This is a genomic window from Desulfobacterales bacterium (genome assembly GCA_034003325.1).
Taxonomy (GTDB): Bacteria; Desulfobacterota; Desulfobacteria; order Desulfobacterales; family JAFDDL01; genus JAVEYW01.
Window position 1 is genome coordinate 245,532 of the sequence record JAVEYW010000002.1, and the last position, 22,639, is coordinate 268,170.

Annotated in this window: 22 protein-coding genes; 11 read left to right on the plus strand and 11 right to left on the minus strand. The window is 52.7% G+C overall.

What is annotated here, in order from left to right; translation table 11 throughout:
* Window positions 1–56 precede the first annotated feature (56 nt).
* Window positions 57–2,435 carry a PBP1A family penicillin-binding protein gene (locus RBT11_03130; GenBank protein MDX9785746.1) on the plus strand — a complete coding sequence of 793 codons (2,379 nt, stop codon included), beginning with the start codon at window positions 57–59 and terminating at the stop codon, window positions 2,433–2,435.
* A gap of 2 nt (window positions 2,436–2,437) precedes the next feature.
* On the opposite strand, the gene RBT11_03135 is transcribed toward RBT11_03130, so the two are convergent.
* From RBT11_03135 to RBT11_03180, 10 genes are all read right to left on the minus strand, one after another.
* On the minus strand, window positions 2,438–3,478 hold the full coding sequence (locus RBT11_03135; GenBank protein MDX9785747.1) for a radical SAM protein: 1,041 nt from the start codon (window positions 3,476–3,478) through the stop codon (window positions 2,438–2,440).
* A 1-nt stretch (window position 3,479) separates the two neighbouring features.
* Complete coding sequence (rnc, locus tag RBT11_03140; protein ID MDX9785748.1) at window positions 3,480–4,172, minus strand: ribonuclease III; 693 nt, start codon at window positions 4,170–4,172, stop codon at window positions 3,480–3,482.
* Window positions 4,157–5,041 (minus strand): PHP domain-containing protein, encoded by an 885-nt coding sequence (locus RBT11_03145; GenBank protein MDX9785749.1) that lies wholly within the window; start codon window positions 5,039–5,041, stop codon window positions 4,157–4,159. The genes rnc and RBT11_03145 overlap by 16 nt, the downstream gene beginning before the upstream one ends.
* Window positions 5,031–5,393, minus strand: a complete 363-nt coding sequence (gene dksA, locus RBT11_03150) for an RNA polymerase-binding protein DksA (GenBank protein ID MDX9785750.1) — start codon at window positions 5,391–5,393, stop codon at window positions 5,031–5,033. The genes RBT11_03145 and dksA overlap by 11 nt, the downstream gene beginning before the upstream one ends.
* 107 nt (window positions 5,394–5,500) lie before the next feature.
* Window positions 5,501–6,442, minus strand: coding sequence for an ACP S-malonyltransferase (gene fabD / locus RBT11_03155; protein MDX9785751.1), 942 nt, complete (start codon window positions 6,440–6,442; stop codon window positions 5,501–5,503).
* Window positions 6,439–7,731 carry a glutamyl-tRNA reductase gene (gene hemA, locus RBT11_03160; GenBank protein ID MDX9785752.1) on the minus strand — a complete coding sequence of 431 codons (1,293 nt, stop codon included), beginning with the start codon at window positions 7,729–7,731 and terminating at the stop codon, window positions 6,439–6,441. Before hemA ends, fabD begins: the two co-directional genes overlap by 4 nt.
* Window positions 7,732–7,797: 66 nt before the next feature.
* Window positions 7,798–8,601, minus strand: a complete 804-nt coding sequence (gene ccsB / locus RBT11_03165) for a c-type cytochrome biogenesis protein CcsB (protein ID MDX9785753.1) — start codon at window positions 8,599–8,601, stop codon at window positions 7,798–7,800.
* Window positions 8,602–8,655: 54 nt separating this feature from the next.
* Window positions 8,656–9,318, minus strand: a complete 663-nt coding sequence (locus RBT11_03170) for a bifunctional precorrin-2 dehydrogenase/sirohydrochlorin ferrochelatase (GenBank protein ID MDX9785754.1) — start codon at window positions 9,316–9,318, stop codon at window positions 8,656–8,658.
* Window positions 9,315–10,088 (minus strand): MBL fold metallo-hydrolase, encoded by a 774-nt coding sequence (locus tag RBT11_03175; protein ID MDX9785755.1) that lies wholly within the window; start codon window positions 10,086–10,088, stop codon window positions 9,315–9,317. Before RBT11_03175 ends, RBT11_03170 begins: the two co-directional genes overlap by 4 nt.
* Window positions 10,089–11,117: a DHH family phosphoesterase gene (locus RBT11_03180; protein ID MDX9785756.1), complete on the minus strand. Its 1,029-nt coding sequence runs from the start codon at window positions 11,115–11,117 to the stop codon at window positions 10,089–10,091.
* 339 nt (window positions 11,118–11,456) lie between these two features.
* On the opposite strand from RBT11_03180, the gene RBT11_03185 reads away from it, so the two are divergent.
* The 7 genes from RBT11_03185 to RBT11_03215 are packed head-to-tail and all read left to right on the plus strand — an operon-like array spanning window position 11,457 to window position 15,149.
* Window positions 11,457–11,720 carry an AtpZ/AtpI family protein gene (locus RBT11_03185; protein ID MDX9785757.1) on the plus strand — a complete coding sequence of 88 codons (264 nt, stop codon included), beginning with the start codon at window positions 11,457–11,459 and terminating at the stop codon, window positions 11,718–11,720.
* A gap of 3 nt (window positions 11,721–11,723) precedes the next feature.
* On the plus strand, window positions 11,724–12,104 hold the full coding sequence (locus tag RBT11_03190; protein ID MDX9785758.1) for an ATP synthase subunit I: 381 nt from the start codon (window positions 11,724–11,726) through the stop codon (window positions 12,102–12,104).
* 11 nt (window positions 12,105–12,115) lie between these two features.
* Window positions 12,116–12,790 carry a F0F1 ATP synthase subunit A gene (gene atpB, locus RBT11_03195; GenBank protein MDX9785759.1) on the plus strand — a complete coding sequence of 225 codons (675 nt, stop codon included), beginning with the start codon at window positions 12,116–12,118 and terminating at the stop codon, window positions 12,788–12,790.
* A 3-nt stretch (window positions 12,791–12,793) separates the two neighbouring features.
* Entirely contained in the window at window positions 12,794–13,768 is a 975-nt protein-coding gene (atpE, locus tag RBT11_03200) for an ATP synthase F0 subunit C (GenBank protein MDX9785760.1), read from the plus strand.
* Between the two features lie 56 nt (window positions 13,769–13,824).
* Window positions 13,825–14,073 (plus strand): ATP synthase F0 subunit C, encoded by a 249-nt coding sequence (atpE, locus tag RBT11_03205; GenBank protein MDX9785761.1) that lies wholly within the window; start codon window positions 13,825–13,827, stop codon window positions 14,071–14,073.
* 36 nt (window positions 14,074–14,109) lie between these two features.
* A complete protein-coding gene (locus RBT11_03210) occupies window positions 14,110–14,565 on the plus strand; it encodes an ATP synthase F0 subunit B (GenBank protein MDX9785762.1) in 456 nt (151 codons plus the stop codon).
* Window positions 14,562–15,149: an ATP synthase F0 subunit B gene (locus RBT11_03215; GenBank protein MDX9785763.1), complete on the plus strand. Its 588-nt coding sequence runs from the start codon at window positions 14,562–14,564 to the stop codon at window positions 15,147–15,149. Before RBT11_03210 ends, RBT11_03215 begins: the two co-directional genes overlap by 4 nt.
* 76 nt (window positions 15,150–15,225) lie before the next feature.
* Here RBT11_03215 and clpB read toward each other — a convergent pair whose 3' ends face one another.
* Window positions 15,226–17,811, minus strand: a complete 2,586-nt coding sequence (gene clpB / locus RBT11_03220) for an ATP-dependent chaperone ClpB (GenBank protein MDX9785764.1) — start codon at window positions 17,809–17,811, stop codon at window positions 15,226–15,228.
* 536 nt (window positions 17,812–18,347) lie between these two features.
* Between clpB and RBT11_03225 the strand changes: the two genes are divergently transcribed.
* From RBT11_03225 to RBT11_03235, 3 genes are read left to right on the plus strand one after another with little or no spacing between them, the layout of a single operon-like run.
* Entirely contained in the window at window positions 18,348–20,270 is a 1,923-nt protein-coding gene (locus RBT11_03225) for a DUF1302 domain-containing protein (protein ID MDX9785765.1), read from the plus strand.
* Window positions 20,271–20,287: 17 nt separating this feature from the next.
* The gene (locus RBT11_03230) at window positions 20,288–21,649 is read left to right on the plus strand and encodes a DUF1329 domain-containing protein (GenBank protein ID MDX9785766.1); all 1,362 of its coding nucleotides are present in this window, start codon (window positions 20,288–20,290) and stop codon (window positions 21,647–21,649) included.
* Window positions 21,649–22,623 carry a YCF48-related protein gene (locus RBT11_03235; GenBank protein ID MDX9785767.1) on the plus strand — a complete coding sequence of 325 codons (975 nt, stop codon included), beginning with the start codon at window positions 21,649–21,651 and terminating at the stop codon, window positions 22,621–22,623. The genes RBT11_03230 and RBT11_03235 overlap by 1 nt, the downstream gene beginning before the upstream one ends.
* The last annotated feature ends 16 nt before the right edge of the window (window positions 22,624–22,639 follow it).

A 22,639-nucleotide genomic window follows, 5' to 3' on the forward strand; every position in this document is an offset into this window, starting at 1 on the left:
TTGAATTGGCTCCGCAAGGGTTTTTTTGGAGCAACCGTTTTAGGGGTTACACTGAAATGCAAAAACAAAAAACAAAATCAGAAATCAAAAAGGCCCGTGTCAAAAAAGGCCCGGGTGGAATGATAGCGACTTTTTTCAAATGGACAGCGTGGGGTTGCTTTTTCTTTTTTATTCTCGGATGTGTCGTGGCAGCCGGCATTTATTTTCATATCAGCGAAACGTTGCCCAAAATATCGACCCTTGCCGATTATCGCCCGCCGGTCATCAGTACCATTTATGCCGACGATAATCGCAAAATTGCTGAATTCGCCAAGGAGCGGCGGATCGTGGTGCCGCTTACACTGATGCCCCGGATGCTGACTGAAGCGTTTATCGCGGCTGAGGATTCCCGGTTTTATAAACATCAAGGGATCGACTTTATTAGTATTATTCGCGCGCTGTTTAAGAATATCGAGGCGGGCACCATTGTTCAGGGGGGCAGCACCATCACGCAACAGGTGACCAAATCCTTTTTTTTAACGCCGGAAAGAAACTATGCGCGTAAGATCAAGGAGGCCATTTTGGCCTATCGAATCGATAAGTCCTTCTCAAAAGAGGAGGTGCTTTATCTATACTTGAACCAAATCTATCTGGGCCACGGCGCCTATGGCGTGGAGGCCGCGGCTGAGAATTATTTTGGAAAATCGGTCAGCGATTTGAATCTGGCGGAATGCGCTATTTTAGCTGGGTTGCCCCAGGCGCCTAGCCGCGATTCGCCTTTCCGGCACCCGGAACGGGCTAAACAGCGACAGATCTATGTTCTCAACCGAATGGTGGAAGAAGGGATCATCACCAATATTCAAGCCACCGAGGCCATCAATACGGAACTGGACATCAAACCCCGCCGCAACTGGTATATCGAAGAGGTCCCCCATTATGCGGAGCATGTTCGCCGCTATGTTGAAAAAACCTATGGCGCGGATAAGCTGTATAATGAGGGGCTTCAGATTTATACGGCCGTCAATATTGAGATGCAGAAAATCGCCCGGGAGGAAATGGGTGCCGGGTTGAGAGCCCTCGATAAACGGCAGGGGTATCGCGGGCCGGTTAAGCACCTTGCGCCCTCGGAAATCGAACCGTTTTTTCAGGCCCTGAAGTCCGAAACGGAACCGGTCGCCCTAACCCCCGGCGCGTTGACGACCGGTGTTGTGGTTTCCATAAATGATACTGAAAAAATCTTAGGGGTGCGCCTGGCCGACGGAATCGGCTCACTTGCGCCGATCGATATGCGCTGGGCACGAAAGGCGTCCGCTCAAAACCCCGGCGACGTGCTGGCTGTCGGTGATGTCATTATGGTCTCGATCAAATCGGTGGCTGATGAGACCGGATTGTTTCAACTGGCTCTGGAGCAGACCCCGGCCGTGCAATCCGCATTGATGTGCATCGAGGCGCAGACGGGCCATGTCAAAACTATGGTGGGCGGCTATGATTTCAAGGAAAACCAGTTCAACCGGGCCATTCAGGCCCGGCGTCAGCCTGGTTCGGCCTTCAAGCCGATCATCTATGCTGCCGCGATGGATAAAGGCTTTACACCCGCCTCAATGATTGTTGATTCGCCGATTGTGTTTACGGCCTCCGAAAGCAATATCAAATGGAAGCCGAAAAACTACGAAGAGAAATTTAACGGCCCTACGCTGCTGAGAGACGCGCTGGCGCACTCACGCAATATTGTTTCGATCAAGCTCCTTCAGCAAATCGGTGTGGGCTACGCCATTGATTATGCCCGGAAACTGGGCATCGAATCGCCCTTAAGCCGTAATTTGTCCATCGCGTTGGGCTCTTCAGGCGTATCGCTTTTGGAATTGCTTACGGCCTATTCGGTTTTTGCCAACCATGGGTATCTGGTCTCCCCGATTTTTATCATCAAAATCGTGGACAGGGATGGAAACGTGCTGGAACTCAACAGCTCGGTAAGGAAAAAAGCAATCGATAAAACGACGGCTTACATTGTGACGAGTATGCTTGAAAGTGTCGTTCAAGATGGCACCGGACAGCGGGTTCAGGAATTGCATCGGCCGGTTGCGGCCAAAACCGGCACCACCAACGACCTTTTTGATGCCTGGTTTATCGGATATACGCCACGCTATATTACCGGTACATGGGTCGGGTTTGACGAGGAAAAAACCCTGGGAAGGGGAGAAACCGGCGGCCGTGCAGCCCTCCCCATATGGCTCGGGTTTATGAAAAGAATTCTTGCGGATAAACCGGTGCAGGTGTTCGAGGTGCCCGATGGGGTGGTGTTCGCAAAAATCGATGCGAAAACAGGCTTGCTCCCCATAGCCGAGTCCGGAGAAACCCGGTTTGAAGTTTTCAAAGAGGGAACTCAACCCACCGAGTACTCCGAAGCGCCGGGCACCTTGGCCGGTCCGGAAGATTTTTTTAAATCCGACCTGTAGCCTTACACCTTCGTCAATTTGACGTCATCTTCCGCAAGAAGTGGATCTGATCGGACATCGACAGTGACCAGGCCAAACATTTGCTTCAGTTTTTTAATGTTTTCATTGTGCTGTCCGCGCAGGCGCGGCACGCTGCGGGGGTGAACACAGAACGTTACGCGTTGCGCTTTTTCAGGCAGTTGAGCGCAGGCTTTCAGTGTGGACACGGCCTTGTCGAGAAAGATTCGGGAAATGACCAAATGGCCGAACGCCGGATGATAGGGGCCGGCGAGAATGCACGCATCGCTGTCAAGATCGACCGTTGCCTGCAGCCCCATACGAATCACCGGTATGTTTTTTTCCCGAAAGGCCCCATGCATCTCTTTAACGATGGATACGCACCGCTCTATCGTCCAGGAGATATATCGGCCGCTGGTATATAATTTGGCCAGGGGGCTCTCCTTCAATACGACGGTGGGGTAAATGCGGACAAAGTCGGGCGATAAGGCCGCAGCGCTGCGAGCGCTTGCCATGGCGCGGCGTTCATCGTCGCCGGGCAGGCCCACCATTAGTTGCAGCCCGGTAACGAAGCCTTTTGACTTTAAAAGGGCGACGGCCTGCTGAGTGCCTTCGGCGGTATGGCCCCTTCTGGAAAGGCGCAGAACCTCATCGTTCATGGACTGAGCCCCTATCTCGACGGCATCCACCGGATAGGCGCATAAGCAGTCAAGGCGATGCGAATCGATTGTGTCCGGGCGAGTTGAAAATCGAATGCCATGGATTTTTCCCTCCTTTACATAAGCGGCAGCCATTTCCAGCAAAGATAAAACATCCTCGGGTGCCATGCCTAGGAAATTACCACCGTAGAACGCCAGTTGAATGCGGCGGGATGACGGGCGGCATCCCTTCAGGAAATGATCGATACGGCTTTTGATCGTTTGATGAGCCAGCGGTTGCGCACGGTTTCCGGTGATGCTTTCCTGGTTGCAAAACACGCAACGGTGGGGACAGCCCGCGTAAGGCAAAAAGATCGGAACAATCAGCGGTGCGTCAACGGAGGCCATTTCATGTAGACGCTTCAATGAGAGTGAGTAGTTGCCGGGCGGCATCCTGCTCGGCGGCTTTTTTGCTCTTGCCGAGGCCCTCGGTGATCAATTCGCCGACGATGATTTGTGCGCGAAAGGTTTTGTCATGATCCGGTCCGGTTTCATCAATGAGCCGGTATTGAGGGGTTATTCGCCGTTTGAGTTGCACCAGTTCCTGAAGCCGGCTTTTATAATCGAGGGGAACTGTTGGCTTTGTATCCGCCAGTTTGGTGATAAAATGGTCTGAAAACACGTCAAATACGCATTTTAACCCACCGTCCAGATAAACCGCGGCCAAAACCGCCTCCAGCGCATCGGCCAGAATGGACGGCTTCTCATGACCGTGGGTTTGCGCTTCTCCCTTGCCGAGGTTCAAATGCTTGCCCAGGTTCAGGGTGCGGGCAATGGCAGCCAGCTCCTGCTCATTGACCAGACCGGCGCGAAGGCGGGATAAATCACCTTCTTTGAGATTCGGATACTTATCCATCAACAGGTGACCTACCAGCAGGTTTACAACGGCATCTCCCAGAAATTCCAAACGTTCGTTGTCCCGAATATTGCTTTCGGACAGCTCGTTGACGTAGGAGCTATGCCGCAAGGCCTCTTCTAAATAGGCCGGATCGGAAAACCGGTATCCGAGTTTTTCCTGAATGTCGATTATATCTTGTTGCATGATGAGGCATAAATTAGCTTTTCATACAATGAATAAGGAACGGATAAATCACCGCTGCCGACGCCCATTCGAATGTGTGGGTTGATTGCACCATGGAAATCGGAGCCGCCGGTCATGAGAAGATCATATCGAAGGGCAAGGGTTTTATAGAATTCGGTTTGTTCCGGTGTGTGTTCCGGATAAAAAACCTCGATGCCGCCCAAACCCGCTGTTTTCAGCGTTACGATCAGGCCTTCAAGCGTGTCCACATCGGATAGCTCCAATAAAGAAGGATGCGCCAACACGCAAACGCCGCCGGCGCTTCGAACCACCTCGATGGCGCGCCGCCAATCCACCCGATATTTATCGACGTAGGCGGGTTTACCCCGGCTCAAATAGTTGTCAAAGGCCTCGTCAATGCTGGTTACATAGCCTTTTTCAAGCATATGGCTGGCAATGTGGGGGCGAGAGAGCTGCCCGTCCCAAGAAGCGAGCAAGGATTCATACGACATCGGCAGTCCGATTTCGTTGAGCAAGCGAACGATTTCCGGATTCCGATTGGCGCGGGCCGCCTGAAGTTTGGCCAGCTCATGATTTAACGCCTGGTTATTCAAGCTGATATTATATCCCAAAAGATGCATGCTGCCTGAAATGGGCAGATTATCGGGTGGGCCGGCGCTGATCTCAACACCGGGAAGAAATTTTAAGTCGCCGGCCACGCCGATTTTCAGCGCATCCCTAGCGCCTTCAAGGGTGTCATGATCCGTGATGGAAATGGCGGCCAGACCTATCTGCCGGGCCGTCCTTAAGATTTCAACTGCCGAAAGCGAGCCGTCCGATGCCGTTGAGTGAATATGCAGGTCAATGGGTGCGGACGAATCAAATACCAAGGGCTTTTTCCATGGCCTCTTCTTTGGTTTTACAATCGATGCATTGGGTGGTGACCGGCCTGGCCTTGAGCCGATTAACGGAGATTTCCTCGCCGCATGACTCGCAAATACCGAAGGTGCCGTTTTCTATTCGATCAAGCGCTTTTTTTATCTTTTTAATCAACTTGTGTTCGCGGTCGCGAATCCGCAACATGAAATTTCTGTCCGCTTCAAGAGAAGCTCTGTCCGTCGGATCCGGGAAACTGTCGCTCGGACCGGTCATATCGGAAACGGTATCGTCCGCCTGGGACAAAAGCTCCTTTAAACGATCTGAAAGATATTCTTTAAAGTAGTCAAGGTCTTTTTTATCCATCAGCGTTTCTCCCTTACATCAGGTCCATTTCATAAGTCGTTTTCTGTAACATATCATAAAGAGCAAGTAAAGGTGGAAAATTTGTCGGCCGCCTGGGGGTTCGTGGGCTATGAAACGGCATTCAAAAACGATTCGATTGATTTCAAGTCGCTGATATTATGAATAGTTGCTGAATGACCGGGCGGCAAGGTCTTTTTCAGAAGACCGGTAAGCACCTTTCCGGGTCCCACCTCGGCATAGATGTCGATGTCCGCATTCATCAGGGCCGTCATGGTATCGTACCAACGAACCGGCGAACAAAGCTGCTTGGCCATCAGGGACCTGATCTCCTCGGCCGTATCAGCGGTGGCGGCCGTGACATTGTGAATCACCCGGCTGTTAGGTGTACTAAAGGCGATGGTGTGAAGATATGCCTCAAATTCGGCTTCAGCGCCTTTGATCAGGGCACTATGCCAGGCGCCGCTGACTTTCAGCGCGATGGCTTTTCCGCCTCTTTCCTTTGCCAGAGCGCCGGCCTTATTTACGGCTTCCGGAGCGCCGGTGATCACGATCTGGGTTTGTGCGTTATGATTCGCGACAGAGACTACGCCTTCCGCTGCGGCCTCAGCCACCAGTTTCGAGACCGCATCAATGGGCAGCCCCATAACGGCTTGCATGGCGCCTGTGTGTTTTGTCGCCTCCCGGTGCATCAATTTTCCCCGTTCAAAGACGAGTCGCAATGCATCCGGCTTGCTGATCACGCCGGCTGCCGAGAGGGCACTGAATTCGCCCAGGCTATGACCGGCGGAAAAATCCGGCGCCAAGCCCTCTTTTTCCAGCACGGCCAGACAGGCCAAATTCACTGCGGTTACAGCCGGTTGCAGATTGACCGTCAGCGTCAGCGCATCCATCGGGCCTTCAAAGCAAAGCTTGGCGATACTCGTTTTGGCCGTTTCATCCGTCATGTCGAAAATTTCCCTGACATAATCAAATTCCCGATATAAATCCAACCCCATGCCCACGTTCTGGGACCCCTGACCCGGGAATAAAAAGGCTATCTTCTTTTTCAATGTTTACCTCCGCAATCATTGTTTTCATCCAATTGAAACATTCGCCGAACCGTATTTAGATAGGCGGCCGTATCGCCGTGCGTATCCTTTTGTTTTAAAAACAGCGTTGGATAATGGAGTATTTTGTTGATCAGTGCGGTTTTCATGCGGCTGAATGCCTCGCGGTCCGTTTCGGTTTCATACCCGAGACCATGAAGGGTTCGATTGATTTCCGCCTCCACGATTTTTTCCATTTGCTGCCGCAAGGCCACGATGGTGGGAACGACTTCAAGCCCCTTATACCATTTATGAAACTGAATAACTGCCTCATCCACCAACCGCTCCGCCTTGATGGCCTCTTGCCCCCGATCCTCGATGTTCTCGTCCACAACCCCCTTTAAATCGTCAATGTCGTATACGTAGGAGTTGGTGATGCGATTGATTTTCGGATCGATATCCCGGGGAACCGCAATGTCGATAAAGAACAACGGCCGGTTTTTCCGGCCCCGCATGACCCCCTTGACGTGGTCGGGCAAAATGACGAATCCGGGTGCGCCGGTAGAGCTGATGATAATGTCCACCGTTGCCAGGGCCTTGGCAATTTCTTCGAATCGTATGGCTTGCCCCCGGTATCGGCCGGCCAATTCCACGGCGTGGGAAAAGGTTCGATTGGCCACCAGAATATCCCCTGCGCGGTTGCGGATCAGGTGTTCAACAGCCAGTTCCGCCATTTCTCCGGCACCGATTAATAATACCTTCTTTTTCTCCAGGCTGCCGAAAATTTTTCGACCCAGCTCAATGGCCGCATAACTGATGGAAACCGCATGATCCCCGATGCCGGTTTCACTGCGAATGCGCTTGGCCAGCCAGAAGGTTCGGTGAAGCAAGCGGTTAAGAATCACGCCCGTGCTTTTCTCCTGAGTGGCGGTGCGATAGGCCGCCTTGATCTGTCCGAGAATCTGGGGTTCTCCGACCATCATGGAATCCAGGCTGGCCGCCACGCGAAATATATGGCGAACCGCCTCCTCTCCCGAGTAAAAATAAAGGGACGATTCAAATTGATGCGTGGACACCTGTTTGTATTCGGAAAGAAACCCCTTGACTGCAGCCAGCGCCGCCGCGTTGTCCCTGGCCGTATAAAGGATTTCAACGCGGTTGCAGGTGGAAAAAAGGACTACTTCGCCAATGGCCGCATGTTTGCGAAGCCAAGCCATGGCTTGAACGCTCTCGGGAGCCGTGAACGCGAGGCATTCGCGCACTGCTACGGGGGCGGTTTTATGGTTGAGTCCTAAAAGAAATATATCGTGCATTATAATTTTGTTAATCTTTGTTTTTGATAAGGAAAAGCACCGGTCCGGAAAAGGCGGCACAGCTCTTTATCGGGTAAAGTCACCATGATGACCGCCCAGAAGAAAGTTGACGCCGAAAAAGGTAAAGAGCAATACCATAAATCCGATAATGGACATGACGGCTGCCTTACGTCCCCGCCACCCCACGGTCAGGCGCTCATGCAGTAAGGCGGCATAAAACAGCCACATGATGCCGGACCAGACTTCCTTGACATCCCAACTCCAGAATCTGCCCCAGATTGCCTTGGCGTATAAAATCCCTGCTACCAGTCCAATGGTCAACAATGTAAATCCCGCAATAATGCAGCCGTGTCCGGTGCTGTCCAGAAGATCCAGGGACGGTAGCCGCCGAAAGAAAAATCCGCGGTGCTTGGTCTTTATATTGTGCTCCTGTATCAGATAGAGCACACCGATGCCGCAGGCCAGCGCAAAGGCGGCATTTCCCAGAAAGATGGTGATCACATGAAAAAACAGCCAAAAACTTTTAAAAAAAACCGCCACATTTTCCGCAGGTTCCGGTGCACGCAAACATACCGCCATGATTACAGTTGCCAGCGGAGCGGCATAAACACCCAGTATTTTTAAATTAAACCGGTATTGAAAGAGTAAAAACACACCCGTAAACGCCCACCCTGCGATCAGAAGTGTCTGATACAGGTTGTGCCCGGGGAAAAAACCGGTCGTGAAATACCCGAGCAAAAGAGAAAGACTGTGACTGACAAAGCCCGTGAGCATCAGCAGGTACCCTATTTTTTGAAGGCGGTCATGCTGAAAAAAAAGATAGGCGATATAAGCGGCCATGCTCAGCAAATAAAAAAAGAAAGTGAACAAATTGGCTTCCTGCATGAGACGATACACTTTCAAATCAAAGTTAAGGGGTTGCGATCAGTCCTTATCGATCAAACGATTCAGTTCATATCCCGAACCAAGCGTTTCAAAAAGCAGGCGGTTAATGCCGTCCGTATCGTTTTCCCGAATGCGCGTCAACAATCCCGCGTTGATCAGCTTTTCAAACAGCGGCTTATGCGCTTCCGGTTCGTGGGCTTGCGAGAGGAGTCTATCTCTGATCGCGCCCATCAACAGAAGAAAGGCCTTATATTCCGCCCCAAATTGCTTTTCAAGCTCTTTTCGAAGCTGTTTGGCAAATGCCGGGCTCTTGCCCGAGGTTGAAATGGTGAGCACCAGATCCCCCCGATGGACGATCGAAGGGAGAATGAAGTTGCACGCAGCGGGCCGGTCGGCAATGTTGCAAAGCATATTCTGGCCGTGTGCGTCGGTGCTCACTTGGTTATTGAGTTGTTCATCGTTCGTTGCGCCGATAACGAGAAACATATTCGCCAGATCGGATGCCCGGTAGCCGCGCGAATGCCAGGTGATATCGCAGGAATCCGCAAGGGCCTGCAATTCGGGAACCAGCGCGGGGCTGACCACCGTAACCAGCCCGCCGCAGGCCAGCAGTGTTGTGACTTTCCTGAACCCGACACCACCACCGCCCACCACGAGGCAATGCCGCCCCTTAATGTCCAGATTGATGGGATAATACCTCATAAGCGCATTAAGTCCTTGGCCAGTGCCACCGGCCCGTCATAGGTTTTCCGGCACTGACCCAGCATATCGGCCCTATCGCATTCCGGATAAAAGTGAGTGAGCACGAGTTGTTTAACGCCGGCGCGCGCCGCGATCGAACCGGCCAGCGACGGGGTCAGATGCCCCGGGGTTTTTAACGCATCCGGCAAGGCCGCCTCACAAATCAGCACATCGGCGTTTCGGGCCAGGTTGATCAGGTTCTCGCTCATGTCCGTGTCGCCGGAATATACCACTGATCTGCCGTCCACGCCAGTGATGCGATAGGCCAGGCTTTCGGGCCGGTGGTCCACCGGCATCGAATCTACGCGGATGCCCTGAAATTGAATGGAATTTGCGCCGGCGGTGTCCATTGACAGAATATCAAAAAAGGGGGACGGCAATTCAATCCACTCGCCATATACCGCCCTGAGACCATTAAAAAAAGTGTGAATCCCCTTTCCCGCCACAAGGGTCAGCGGCCCGGATCGCAGCACTTTTTCAGGATATTTGTTGGCAAATAAAAACGAAACCAATTCACCCGTGTGATCCGGGTGAAAATGGCTCAAAAACAGATGAGATATCTCGAAAACACGGAGACCGGCCTTTAAAAGCCGGTGCATGGTGCCCGGCCCGACATCCAGCAGGATTTTGGCCTCTCCGGTTTCCACAAGTACGGCGCAGGCGCTGCGCGCCAGCGAAGGGACGCATGTGCCGGAGCCAAGAATTGTTATGCGGGTGTGCGGTCGTCTCAATCAACTATCCCCTGCGGTGCTTTTCTTTTTTTCGCGGGGAGGCTTTTTACCCCCTTTATATTCAATCTGATCCACGATCCACTTGAATAGGACTTTGTTGTTCCAAGCCGCTACGCCTTCGGGCAGGTTTGCGACATTGAGTTCCGCGCGGGCCATGCTTTTGTGGCCGCCTGCGGAACCGAACGGCCCGAAACTTTGTTTGGCGAGGTTTCCGGCGCTGGCTCGTAACCCGTCATTTCGAAAAATGATGACCAGAACGCCTTCGTAAATGCCCGAGACAATGCTGTAATTGATTTGATGCACGCGCATGAAAAAATCCGCGATCAGCACACAGATATCCGGTGTGGCCACGGGGCCGAGATACGCAAAAACCCTGCCTTTTCGAATACGCATGTTTTCCAGGGCGATTCGGTAGTATTTCAGAAAGTCGAGCCGAATTTCATCGTGCTCTATTTTTTTGGCCAGTTGAATGTTGGCGTGTTGATATAAAAATTGAAAGGCCCGAATATCCTCGACAAGCGCCGGGCGTTCGAAATTGCTGGTATCGGTTTTAATGGCATGAAACAGCCCGGTTGCCAACTTGACCGAAGGCTTGATGGCGGCTGCCCGCAGGTATTCGGTAATGATGGTGGCTGTGGCGCCATAGGTGGGTCTTATATCCAGAAAAGCGGCATTGCAGGCAGTAGCCGGGTGATGGTCAATAACGACATGCGGCGCAAGCTGGGAAAAGGCCTTGTTATGCTCCGGCTGCGAATCGACCATGATGATTCGGCTGAATCGCGAGGGATCGATCTTTTCAATATAGACCAATTGCACCCCCAATAACCGAATCATGGCCAGATTGTCCGGTCGCTTGATAATATTGATATTCGTTATCACGATGCCGGAAACCTTACGCCATAATAACCGTTTGACACCCATAGCGCTGGCAATGGCGTCCGGGTCCGCATTGATAACGATCAGAACCTGGTCGTCTCCTTTAAAAACCGCGTAGAATCTCCTCAGTTTTTCCTGTGCCGACAGGGCCATGGGTGTTCCCTTTCCTCGATGACGGGTTAGAACGAATGCGAAACTCAATTCATTTCTGACTTATGGCATACTGAATTATTTCTTCAGGCATCAATCAGAATTTTATTTCTGTAACCTACTATAACACAAATGTATTCCAATGAACCAGCCTCAACATTCGGAAACATGGATTTCTTTTTTCCCCTTGACAACAAAAGGTAGGCGTTGATAAACCTACTTTCTTAATTTTAATGATTTTACGATCGGTCGGCATCCGACATGCCGGTGGAAATTCAGCAATCGGTTGTGCTTTGTTTCATGAAAAACCCTGGTGTAAAGGAAGTCTCCGGGTGAATACGCGTGTTATTCGATTTCAAAAAAAATCGTGCATGGACGGACAATCTTCATATTTTAATGCAAATCGGGCTCACGATGGTCGGTTGCATACTGTTTTGTCTGTGGCTCGGTATCAAGCTGGACCAGTGGCTCGGCACGAAGGGCGTTTTTACTACGATTTTCATACTTCTGGGGATTGCCGGCGGCGGGGTTACCGTTTATCGGCAGATAGATGAGACGATGACATCATCTCAAAAGAAACCGGACGAACCGGACAACGAGGGGTAGCCGTTGGAATCGATTCGTCAAATACAGAAAAAGTATTGTTCCCGTGCCATTATCCTGGCGATAGTTTTAGGGTTGGGGTTTATTTTGGCCGGATATAAACCCATTGGCAAGGGGCTGATTCTCGGGACACTCTTCGGCATCCTCAATTTTATTCTGATGGGGGAAACCCTTCCCTGGCGGGTCGGCCAATCCAAAAATAAAGCCACGGCCATTTCAGCAGTTTCCATTCTTTTCCGATACGCGTTGCTTGCCATACCGATATTTATCGGCGTCAGATTTCCCGAGTTCAATGTGGCGGCTGCGATAATCGGCATATTTATGGTTCAATTCGTTCTTCTGGGAGAACAAATTTTACGGTTGATCACACCATTGACTAAAAAATAAGGGTAAGGGGCATGGAGGAACTAGGCAAAATACATCAGCTGCTGATTTCCGTCGGTGGATATAAAATGACTTTCAATCTCGAGGTCATCATCATGACATGGATTGTCATTTTGGCGTTGGTTCTGTTCGGCTACATGACGACCCGAAAGCGCGGCATTCTGCCGAATCCGTTTCAGGTGGTAGGCGAGCTATTGGTTGCCAACCTGTACGGACTGGCGGACGATGCTTTGGACAAAAAACTGGCCCAAAAATATGCGCCGATGATCTGTGCGCTATTTATGTTTCTGGTATGTTCCAACTGGTTGGGAATTATTCCCCATCTGGAGGAGCCGACCAAGGACTTGAATACGCCGTTGAGTCTCGGGTTGTTGGGCTTTGTGATTGCCCACTGGGCGGGTATTCGCGCCAAGGGATTGAAATCTTATACGAAAGCCTATTTCGAGCCGATGTTTTTCATGATGCCGCTGAATGTGATTGGTGAGCTGGCAAAGGTGGTATCGATCTCGTTCCGTCTTTTCGGAAATATCATGGGCGGTTCCATCATCATCCTGGTGGTTTCCTATCTGACTTACAGCGTGTTGCTGCCCCCGTTTTTGAACGCGTTTTTCGGCCTTTTTGTGGGTACGGTTCAGGCTTTTGTATTCACCATGCTAACAATCGTCTACATTTCGGTTCAGGTTAATTAAAAAATGATACAAGATATCCATGTCTGGGAAAGGCTGGCACAATTTATCGGCGCTGCCGCCGCCATGGGGTTTGGTGCCATGGGTGCCGCCATTGGTGAGGGATACGTGGCCTCCGAGGCCACCCTGGCGATTTCGAGGACTCCGGAATCCACCGGTGACATCTTTAAAACCATGCTGGTGGGGCAGGCGGTTGCCGAATCCGCCTCTATTTTTGCGTTGGTTGTTGCCATGCTGCTGCTGTTTACACCGGCGCCCACGGGCAATCTCACCGTGGCCTTTTCGCTGCTGGCGGCCGGGCTGTGCATGGGGTTGGGCGCGATCGGCTCAGGGGTTGGGTCCGGATTTCCCGGAGCGCAAGCCTGCAAAGGCATCGGTCGCCAACCGGCGTCCATGAAGCGCTTGACCACCACCATGCTGGTAGGGTCGGCGGTATGTCAGACACCGGCCATTTTTGCATTGGTAACCTCCTTGATTTTACTCTTTTTTAATTTCAGCACGCATCCATTTTCCCCCACATGGGCCGCAATTCTCGGGGCGAGCCTGTCCATGGGGCTGGGCGCGATCGGATCCGGCATCGGAGAGGGGCTGGTGGCCGGTGCGGGCTGTGAGGGGGTGGCCAGAAATCCATCTGAAGCCGGGCCCATTACCAACATTATGCTGCTTGGGCTTGCAGTGACCGAAACCACGGCCATTTACAGCCTTTTGATTAGTTTTATTCTGATATTCAAAGAGTTTCCGTCTACTACATTGCTTGCACCCAGCGCAGCGCTTCTGTCGGCAGGTATTTGTATGGGGCTTGGTGCGTTTGGTCCGGGCGTCGGGGAAGGCTTTGCGGGGCATAATGCGGTAAAATGGATTGCAAGAAACGAGGATGCCCGTGGCACCCTGGTTCGAACCATGCTGGTGGGGCAGGCTGTAGCCGAGTCCACGGGCATTTATTCACTGGTTGTTGCATTGGTATTGATTTTTGTCATATAGGCTGTCGGCGGGGTTGCCGAACGGCGAAATTTAAAAAATTCTAGGAGGATCACATCATGGCGATTGAAGGCGTGGACATTGTAAAAGCGGCGGCTTTTTTGGGCGCCGGTATTTCCATGGGACTGGGTGCCATCGGGCCGGGGGTTGGTGAAGGCATGGCAGCGGCAAAGGCATGCGAGGCCATTGGAAAAAATCCGAAGGAAGCAGGGCTGTTGACCCGGACCATGCTGGTAGGTCAGGCGGTATCGGAGTCCACGGGCATTTATGCGCTCGTTATTTCCCTGTTGCTCCTGTTTGTCGTCTAATCCGGACGGACAACATATTTTATCTGGAAAAAGATTATGGAAATCGTAAGCAACATTGCCCTGATCAGTATCAATGAAACCCTGATTGTTCAGGTTGTTTCCTTTCTCATACTGGTGTTTCTTTTAAATCGGATCATGTTTCGGCCGCTTCGGCGGACCGTTGAGGAACGAGGCGCGTTGATCGATCGAATTCGTAAGGATATCGATCAGGCGGAGCAGGCGCTGGAAACCGTATCGGCGGAGACGAAAAAAAGAGAATCGGCTATCAAGGCGGACGCTTTTGAGGTTCAGGCGAGTTTGGAAGCGAGCGCGCAGCAGGAAGCCGGCGCCGTGCTGAAAGCCACGAGCAGGGAAATGGACGCCATTCGGAAAAAGGCCGAAGACGATGTGACGAAAATGGTCGACGCCGCCAAAGCCAATATCACCGAGGAGGCCGAGCGGCTGACCGTTTCCATCATGGAAAAGATGTTGGATCGGAGGCTGGCATCATGAAGTCTAATCCCTATTCGCGTTATTCGAAATGTGTTGTCGCCTTGTTGGTGCTCGGCCTTCTTTTATGGGGCCAGACCGCACTGGCGTCTGAAGGCGCCGCCAGTTGGCGGGGAACCTACGATACGGCAATGAAATGGCTGAACTTTTTTATTTTGGCCTTTTTGATTGTGAAATTCGGCCGGACCCCACTGAAGAATTTTCTGGAAGGGCAAAAGGAAAATGTGGCGGTTGAAATCAAGTCGCTTGAAAATGAAAAGGCGGCGGTTCAGTCAAAGGTCGAGGAAGCCCGAACCCTCTTAGCGCAAAGCGATATTCGGGCGGCTGAAATAAAAGAGAAAATCATTCGTCAGGCGGAGGCTGAAAAAGAACGGATGATTCAAGAGGCCATGGCGCAAAGTCGCTTGATGCTCGAAAGCGCCAAACGGCGCGTAGAGAGCAAAATCCATTTTGCCAGAGCCTCCTTTATGGCTGAACTGGTCGACATGGCTGTTGCCGCTGCCATGGAGAAGCTTCCGACGGAGATAACGCCCGAAGACGATCGTAAATATCAGGATCTTTTCATGGCGCAAGTCGAGTCCATCTGATTTAAAATAAAGCAGCCGCACCCTGTTATGTGGGATGCGGCTGCCGTGTTTTTCTCGGCAAACGGCGCATTGAGTGTCAGGCAGACTTAAAAACCAGCGCGCCATTCGCCTCTTCCACGGTAATTTTCATTCCTTCCCGAATTTCCCCTTTTAAAATCGCCATGGAGAGCGGATTTTCCATGTGTTTTTGAATGGCCCGCTTTAAGGGGCGCGCCCCATAAATCGGGTCATAGCCGAGTGTTGTCAGTAGTCCCAACGCATCGTCGGATAATTCAATCGTTACCTTTCGTTCGGCAAGCTTTTCACGCAATCCGGTTAGTTGAATCTCCACAATGCGACCGATCAGCTCGGGCGTGAGATTGTGAAAGATAATGGTTTCGTCGATCCGGTTTAAAAATTCCGGTTTGAAATTGGCTCGAAGCGCTTGCGTAATGCGCGCTTCCAACTCCTCGCGCCGATTTACACCCAATTCCTGAATCCACTGGCTGCCCACATTGGAGGTCATGATAATGATGCAGTTTTTGAAGCTGACGGTGCGGCCGTGACCGTCCGTCATGCGGCCGTCATCGAGAATCTGCAGCAGCACGTTGAACACCTCCGGATGTGCTTTTTCAATCTCGTCAAAAAGCACAACCGAATAGGGGCGGCGGCGGACGGCTTCCGTCAGATATCCGCCCTCTTCATAGCCTACGTAACCCGGCGGGGCGCCGATGAGTCGCGCAACGGCATGCTTTTCCATATATTCGGACATGTCGATTCGGACAATGGCCAGCTCGCTGTCGAACAAAAACTCCGCCAGGGCCTTGGCCAGCTCGGTTTTTCCCACGCCCGTCGGGCCCATGAAGATAAAGGAGCCGATGGGCCGGTTCGGATCCTGCAATCCGGACCGGGCGCGGCGCACCGCATCGGAAACAGCGGAAATGGCCTCGCTTTGGCCGACCACGCGCTGTTCAAGCCGTTGCTCCATATGGACGAGTTTTTCCTTTTCCCCCTCCAGCATCTTGCTGACGGGAATGCCGGTCCACCGGGAAATGACTTCGGCAATATCCTCGTCATCGACCTCTTCCTTGAGCATTTTCCGATCCGCCTGCAGTTTCAACAGCTGCTCATTGGTCTGGTTGAGTTGCCGTTTAAGTTCTTCAAGCTTTCCGTAGCGAATCTCGGCCACCTTGGCCAGATCCCCGTTGCGCTCGGCCTGCTGGCTTTCCATGTTCAACTGCTCGTGTGCCTGATTGATTCGACGAAGGGTCTGAATCAACTCCTTTTCATTTTGCCAATGGGCTTTCATGCCAGTGATGTCGGATTGCATGTCGGCAATTTCTTTTTCCAGCGTTTGCAGTCTTTCCCGCGACGCCGGGTCCGTTTCTTTTTTCAGGGCTTCGCGTTCGATTTCAGCTTGAATGATTTTCCGCTGAATTTCATCGATTTCAACGGGCATGCTGTCGATTTCAATTCGCAGGCCGGAAGCACATTCATCGATCAGGTCTATGGCCTTATCCGGCAAAAACCGGTCCGAGATGTACCGGTGCGATAATTTCGCGGCGGCCACGATGGCCGAGTCCTTGATTCTTACGCCGTGGTGAACCTCATATTTTTCCTTAAGCCCCCGAAGAATCGAGATGGTGTCCGCCACGGTGGGTTCGGTGACCAGTACCGGCTGAAACCGGCGCTCCAGGGCCGCGTCTTTTTCGATATATTTGCGATATTCGTTCAAGGTGGTGGCCCCCACGCACCGAAGTGTTCCCCGCGCCAGAGCGGGCTTTAACATATTGGAGGCGTCCATTGCGCCCTCGGCGGCGCCGGCCCCGACCAGGGTGTGTAATTCATCAATAAACAGAATCACGTCTCCTTCGGCACGCTCTACCTCTTTTAAGACCGCTTTTAACCGATCCTCAAATTCACCCCGGTATTTGGCGCCTGCGATGAGGGCGCCCATGTCCAGTGCGACCAGTCGGCGGTTTTTGAGTGTTTCCGACACATCACCGGCCACAATCCGTTGCGCCAACCCCTCGACGATAGCGGTTTTCCCCACCCCCGGCTCGCCGATAAGCACGGGATTGTTCTTTGTTCGCCTGGAAAGCACTTGCACGATTCGGCGAATTTCATCATCCCGGCCGATGACCGGATCGAGCTTCCCCAGCCGGGCCAAATCGGTCAGATCCCGGCTGAACTTATCCAACGCCTGGTATTTTTCTTCCGGGTTGGGGTCTGTGATTCGCTGTGAGCCCCTGAGCGTCATCAATACCTTTAAAATCGATTCGGACCCAATGCCGTTTCGGTTTAAAATGGCGGCGGCGTCTCCTTCTTTTTCATTCGATAGGGCGAGCAGCACATGCTCGATGCTGACATACTCATCTTTCATGTTGGCCGCCTGGGCAAAGGCTTTATCCAAAACGTCCTTTGCCCGCTTGGATAAATAAACGTCATCCATGCCACCGCTGATTTTCGGAAATCGAGCCAAGGCCAGGTTGACTTCCTGCAATACGACACCGGGGGACACGCCGAGTTTGCGGCAAACGCCGATGGCGATGCCCTCCTTTTCCTCCAACATCGCCGCCAGCAGATGCTCCGGCTCGATTTGCTGGTGCCCTCTGGTTGAGGCCAGAGATTGGGCGTTGCTGAGCAATTCCTGAGCTTTTATGGTTAATTTATCAAAGCGCATATTTTCTTCCCCCTATAAAAACCATCTGTTTTAATTGATAGAAAAATAAACACGCCGCCGTTGTTGTCAATCCGAAGTCACCGGGTGCAATAAAAGCCAGTCCCCTTTACACTTTCTGAAAATCACCGTACCCGGGTGGCAAACCCGGAAAGAAACGAATGGATAACCGCTTTCCGATTTGGGACTAACCTTTCTTTTCATATACCATAACCGCGCGTTAGATTCAGGAAAAACGGCTTCGAATGACTTTTTGCTTGACAACTATCTAAATTTGAAAGAGATTTAACGAAAAAGCCCGTTAAACAGAAGCGGCAATACGGTAGTGTGAGCGATATGACTTGCTATCGGTTGCACAGCACATGACCATCGGCGGCGGCCCGCGTTAACTGACGTCCCGATTGTCTTCCTTCGCCCTAATTTCATCGCAGCACAAGCACCCATAAACAGGACGCATGATCGTTGTGTAGCACCCTATGAACAGGCCGATGCACCATGGATTATTCTTTCACCAATTAAACCATAAGGGGGGAGAGCCTATGAGACGCAAGTCCATGAACCCGTTTTGCCGGCGGAAACGACCTGCCGGCCATTTATTGTGGGGCCTTGCCGTGATGTTCTTATTGGTTTCACCGGCGGCGGGGTTTCAGTTTAATGCCGGAGACATGCAGGGCAGCCTGGACACCACGCTTTCCTATGGCCTAAGTTGGCGTGTGGCGGAGAGGGACGAGGAGATTGTCGGTCTGGCCAACGGTGGCAAGGCATACTCCGTCAATGGGGATGACGGCAATCTTAATTTCGGAAGAGAAATTTTCAGCAATGCCGTAAAAGCGACTTCGGAGTTGGACCTTAAGTACAAAAACGTTGGTGTGTTCGTCAGAGGCTCCGGGTTTTACGATTTTGAGTACAAGGACGGCAACAGGGATCACATAGATCTGACCGACGAGGCCTTGGACCTGGTCGGTTCGGATGTGCGACTGCTGGATGCCTATTTCTCCGCAGGCTTTGATTTGCTGGGCAGACCCGTTGAGTTTCGAATCGGCGAGCAGCTCGTCAGTTGGGGAGAGAGCACCTTTTTTCAGAACAGCATCAACACCATCAACCCCGTGGATGTCAGCGCCATTCGTTTGCCCGGCGCGGAGCTTAAAGAAGCGCTGCTGCCCGAAGGCATGATTTACGCCGCCATCGGCTTGAGCGAGATGATCTCGGTAGAGGGCTTTTATCTCTATGACTGGGATAACACGGATATTGACCCGCCCGGCTCCTATTTCAGCACCAGCGATTTTGCCGGTGACGGCGGCAGCCGCGTGATGCTGGGGTGGGGAAGGGTGTGGGAGTTCGGGACGAATTTGGGACCGCTGGGATTTGATCCGGATTTTCTGGCGGTCGGCAGAGCGGCCGATCAGGATGCGGACGATGACGGCCAGTTCGGCGTCGCACTTCGTTTGTTTACACCGATGCTGGCGGATGCGGAGTTCGGCTTTTACTTTATGAATTATCATAGCCGGGTTCCCGTGATCAGTGCTCAAACCGGAACGGTGGCCGGGGTCGACTTATCCTCCTCAGCCGCATTCGGTGCCAGGGTCGCCAATTTGACGGCGGCGGGTTTCCCCTACGCCACGGCTGTTTCCACCGCCGCAAGCCTGTCTGTCGATGCCTATTCCCAAACGGCCCGGTATTTTCTGGAGTATCCGGAAGATATTCAACTCTTCGGCGTCAGCTTCAACACGGATCTTGGCACCTCCGGCATCGCGTTGCAGGGGGAAGTCTCCCATCGCCGGGATGTTCCGTTGCAGGTGGATGATATTGAGTTGCTGCTTGCGGCCCTCTCACCCATCGGATTTAACCCCGCCTATAAAGATAACCAACTGAGAGTGTTCGGTGCCGACGAGACCATTCACGGGTATATCGAAAAGGACATCACCCAGGTGCAAGCCACTGCAACCAAGGCTTTCGGGCCGACCCTTCGGGCGAACACCTTTATTTTGGTGGGAGAAGTCGGCTGGACGCATGTTCACAACATGCCCGATAAGGACGAGCTGCGGCTGGAATCTTCCGGCACCTACACCAGCGGAAACGCTTCTCAAAGTATTCTGCCGGGAACAGACCCCACGAAACCCTTCGGCGGCGCGCACGCCGGAATTGCCAGCGAGCCCTCCGACAACTTTGCGGATCAGGATTCCTGGGGATATCGAATCGCGGGCCGGCTGGAGTACAGCAACGCCGTTGGTCCCGTCGGCTTGACGCCGCATTTTGCCTGGCAGCACGATGTGCAGGGAAACAGCCCCGGTCCGGGCGGCAATTTCCTTGAGGGGAGAAAAGCGGTTACCTTGGGACTGACCGCCGGTTATCTGACGAACCTGACCATGGATATCAGTTATACGTGCTTTTTCGGCGGCAGCCGATACAACCTGATCAATGACCGCGATTTTATCGGGGCCAATATCAAGTACTCATTCTGAAAAAAGGGGAGGATGTTATGGTTAAAAATGTTTTTATTTGTTTCAGTCTTTCCCTGCTGCTCGCTGTCGGCGCCTCGGTGGCCGTGGGCAAGCTGTCTATCGAGGAGATTGATCGGCTGGGCAAGGAGTTGACCCCGCTGGGGGGTGAAATGGCGGGAAATCAAGACGGCACGATTCCGCCCTGGACCGGCGGCATCACGCAGCCACCCGAAGGGTATACGATCGGCATGCATCATCCCGACCCCTATGCAGCGGATACCGTTCTTTTTACGATTACCGCCGCCAATATGAATCAGTATAAAGACAAGCTCACGCCCGGTCACCAGGCCATGCTGCAACTCTATGACACCTTTAAACTCAACGTTTATCCGACCCACCGCAGCGCGGCCGTCCCTCAGCGCATCTATGAGGCCACAAAAAAAGTGGCGGCCACGGCCGAGATCGTCAACAACGGGGACGGCGTTCAAGGCACCGTGATCGGCATTCCCTTTCCCATTCCCAAACAAGGGGTTGAAGTCATCTGGAATCATTTGGTTCGGTACCGGGGAGAGATCGCACTCAGACTGTTCGCGCAGGCCGCGCCGACCCGAAACGGCCAATACACGCTGGTTCAATTTGAAGATGAGTTCGATTTGCTGTATTGCCATGTGGGGATGACCGAAGAAGGGCTCAATAATCGGATTGCTTATTTCAAGCAGACGGTTACCGCACCGGCCCGACTCGCCGGGGGCATTCTTCTTGTGTATGAAACCCTCAACCAGGTCAAAGAACCCCGAAAAGCCTGGCTTTACAACCCGGGCCAACGCCGTGTCCGGCGGGCGCCCAATGTGGCCTACGACAATCCCGGAACCGCTTCGGACGGCGTTCGGACCAGCGATCAATTCGACATGTTCAATGGTGCTCCGGACCGGTATAATTGGCAATTGGTCGGAAAAAAAGAGATCTATGTGCCGTATAATTCCTATCAGCTTCACAGTGACAAGCTGAAATACAAGGATATTTTGACCCCATTGCACATCAACCCCGATTATTGCCGCTACGAACTTCACCGGGTGTGGGTGGTGGACGCCACGCTAAAGGACGGTGCCCGTCATCTTTATAAACGCCGCACCTTTTATGTGGACGAAGATTCCTGGCAGGTGCTCTTGGTCGATATCTATGATAACCGGGATCAGTTGTGGCGGGTTTCGGAAGGCCATGTCATCAATTATTACGAAAAACCCACCCTCTGGACGACACTTGAAGTGCACACGGATCTTCAATCGGGGCGCTATCTGGCCATCGGCCTGGACAATGAAAGCAGTATGTACGACTTTAATATTCAGCGAACGGCTGAAGATTATGTGCCTGCCGCATTGAGGCGGGAAGGCAAACGCTGATGCGCGTCATGACCTGTCGGCGGATTCAATGGCTGTTGTATGCCGGTGTAGCCCTGACCATGATCTGGGGCGACCCGGCAGCGGCCCTTGAATCTGAATCCGAATCCGCTGAGATCATGCCCCTTGCCGCCCGATCCCTGCTGCTCGACGGCGTTATGCTGAAAAGCGGCCGGTGCGTGGTTGTGGGCGAGCGGGGGCATATTCTCTATTCGGATGATCAGGGGGAAAGCTGGCATCAGGTGGCAGTTCCCACTCGGGCCACCCTCACGAGCGTTGCCTTTCATGATGATGCCACGGGCTGGGCCGCCGGTCACGATGCCGTGATTTTGATGACCCGTGACGGTGCAAAAACATGGGAAAAACTGCGTGACGCCCCGAAGGAAGAAAAACCCATTTTGGATTTATGGTGCGTTGATAGCCAAAACGGGTTTGCCGTCGGCGCCTATGGCTTGTTTCTTCAAACGAATGACGGGGGAAACACCTGGCGGCCGCACGTCATTATTGAAGAAGATCGCCATTTAAATCAGGTGGCTGCCGCATCAAATGGCAAATTCTATATCGCCGCCGAAGCCGGCCTGGCCTTGCGTTCCGTGGATGCCGGCCAAACCTGGCAGGATATCCGTGCCCCCTATGAAGGCTCTTTTTTCGGCCTGTTGCCCCTTGCCCATGACACGGTTTTGTTGTTCGGCTTGCGGGGGCATCTCTTTCGGTCCGAAGATGCCGGGGACGCGTGGGAAAAAATCGAGACCGGCACGGAAGCGATGCTCAACGCGGGCGTTCGGCTTTCAGACGGCCGGATCGTGATTGCGGGAAATGAAGGGACGCTGATCGTCAGCCGGGATGAGGGCCTTAGTTTCACCCTGCACCCGCAGGCGGACCGAAAAGGGATCTCTTGCCTTGTGCCGACGCAGGACAACCACCTGTTGTTGTTTGGCGAAGGCGGCGCTAAGAAGATTCCCGTCACCTTCGATTGATACCATGAGTGTCCGT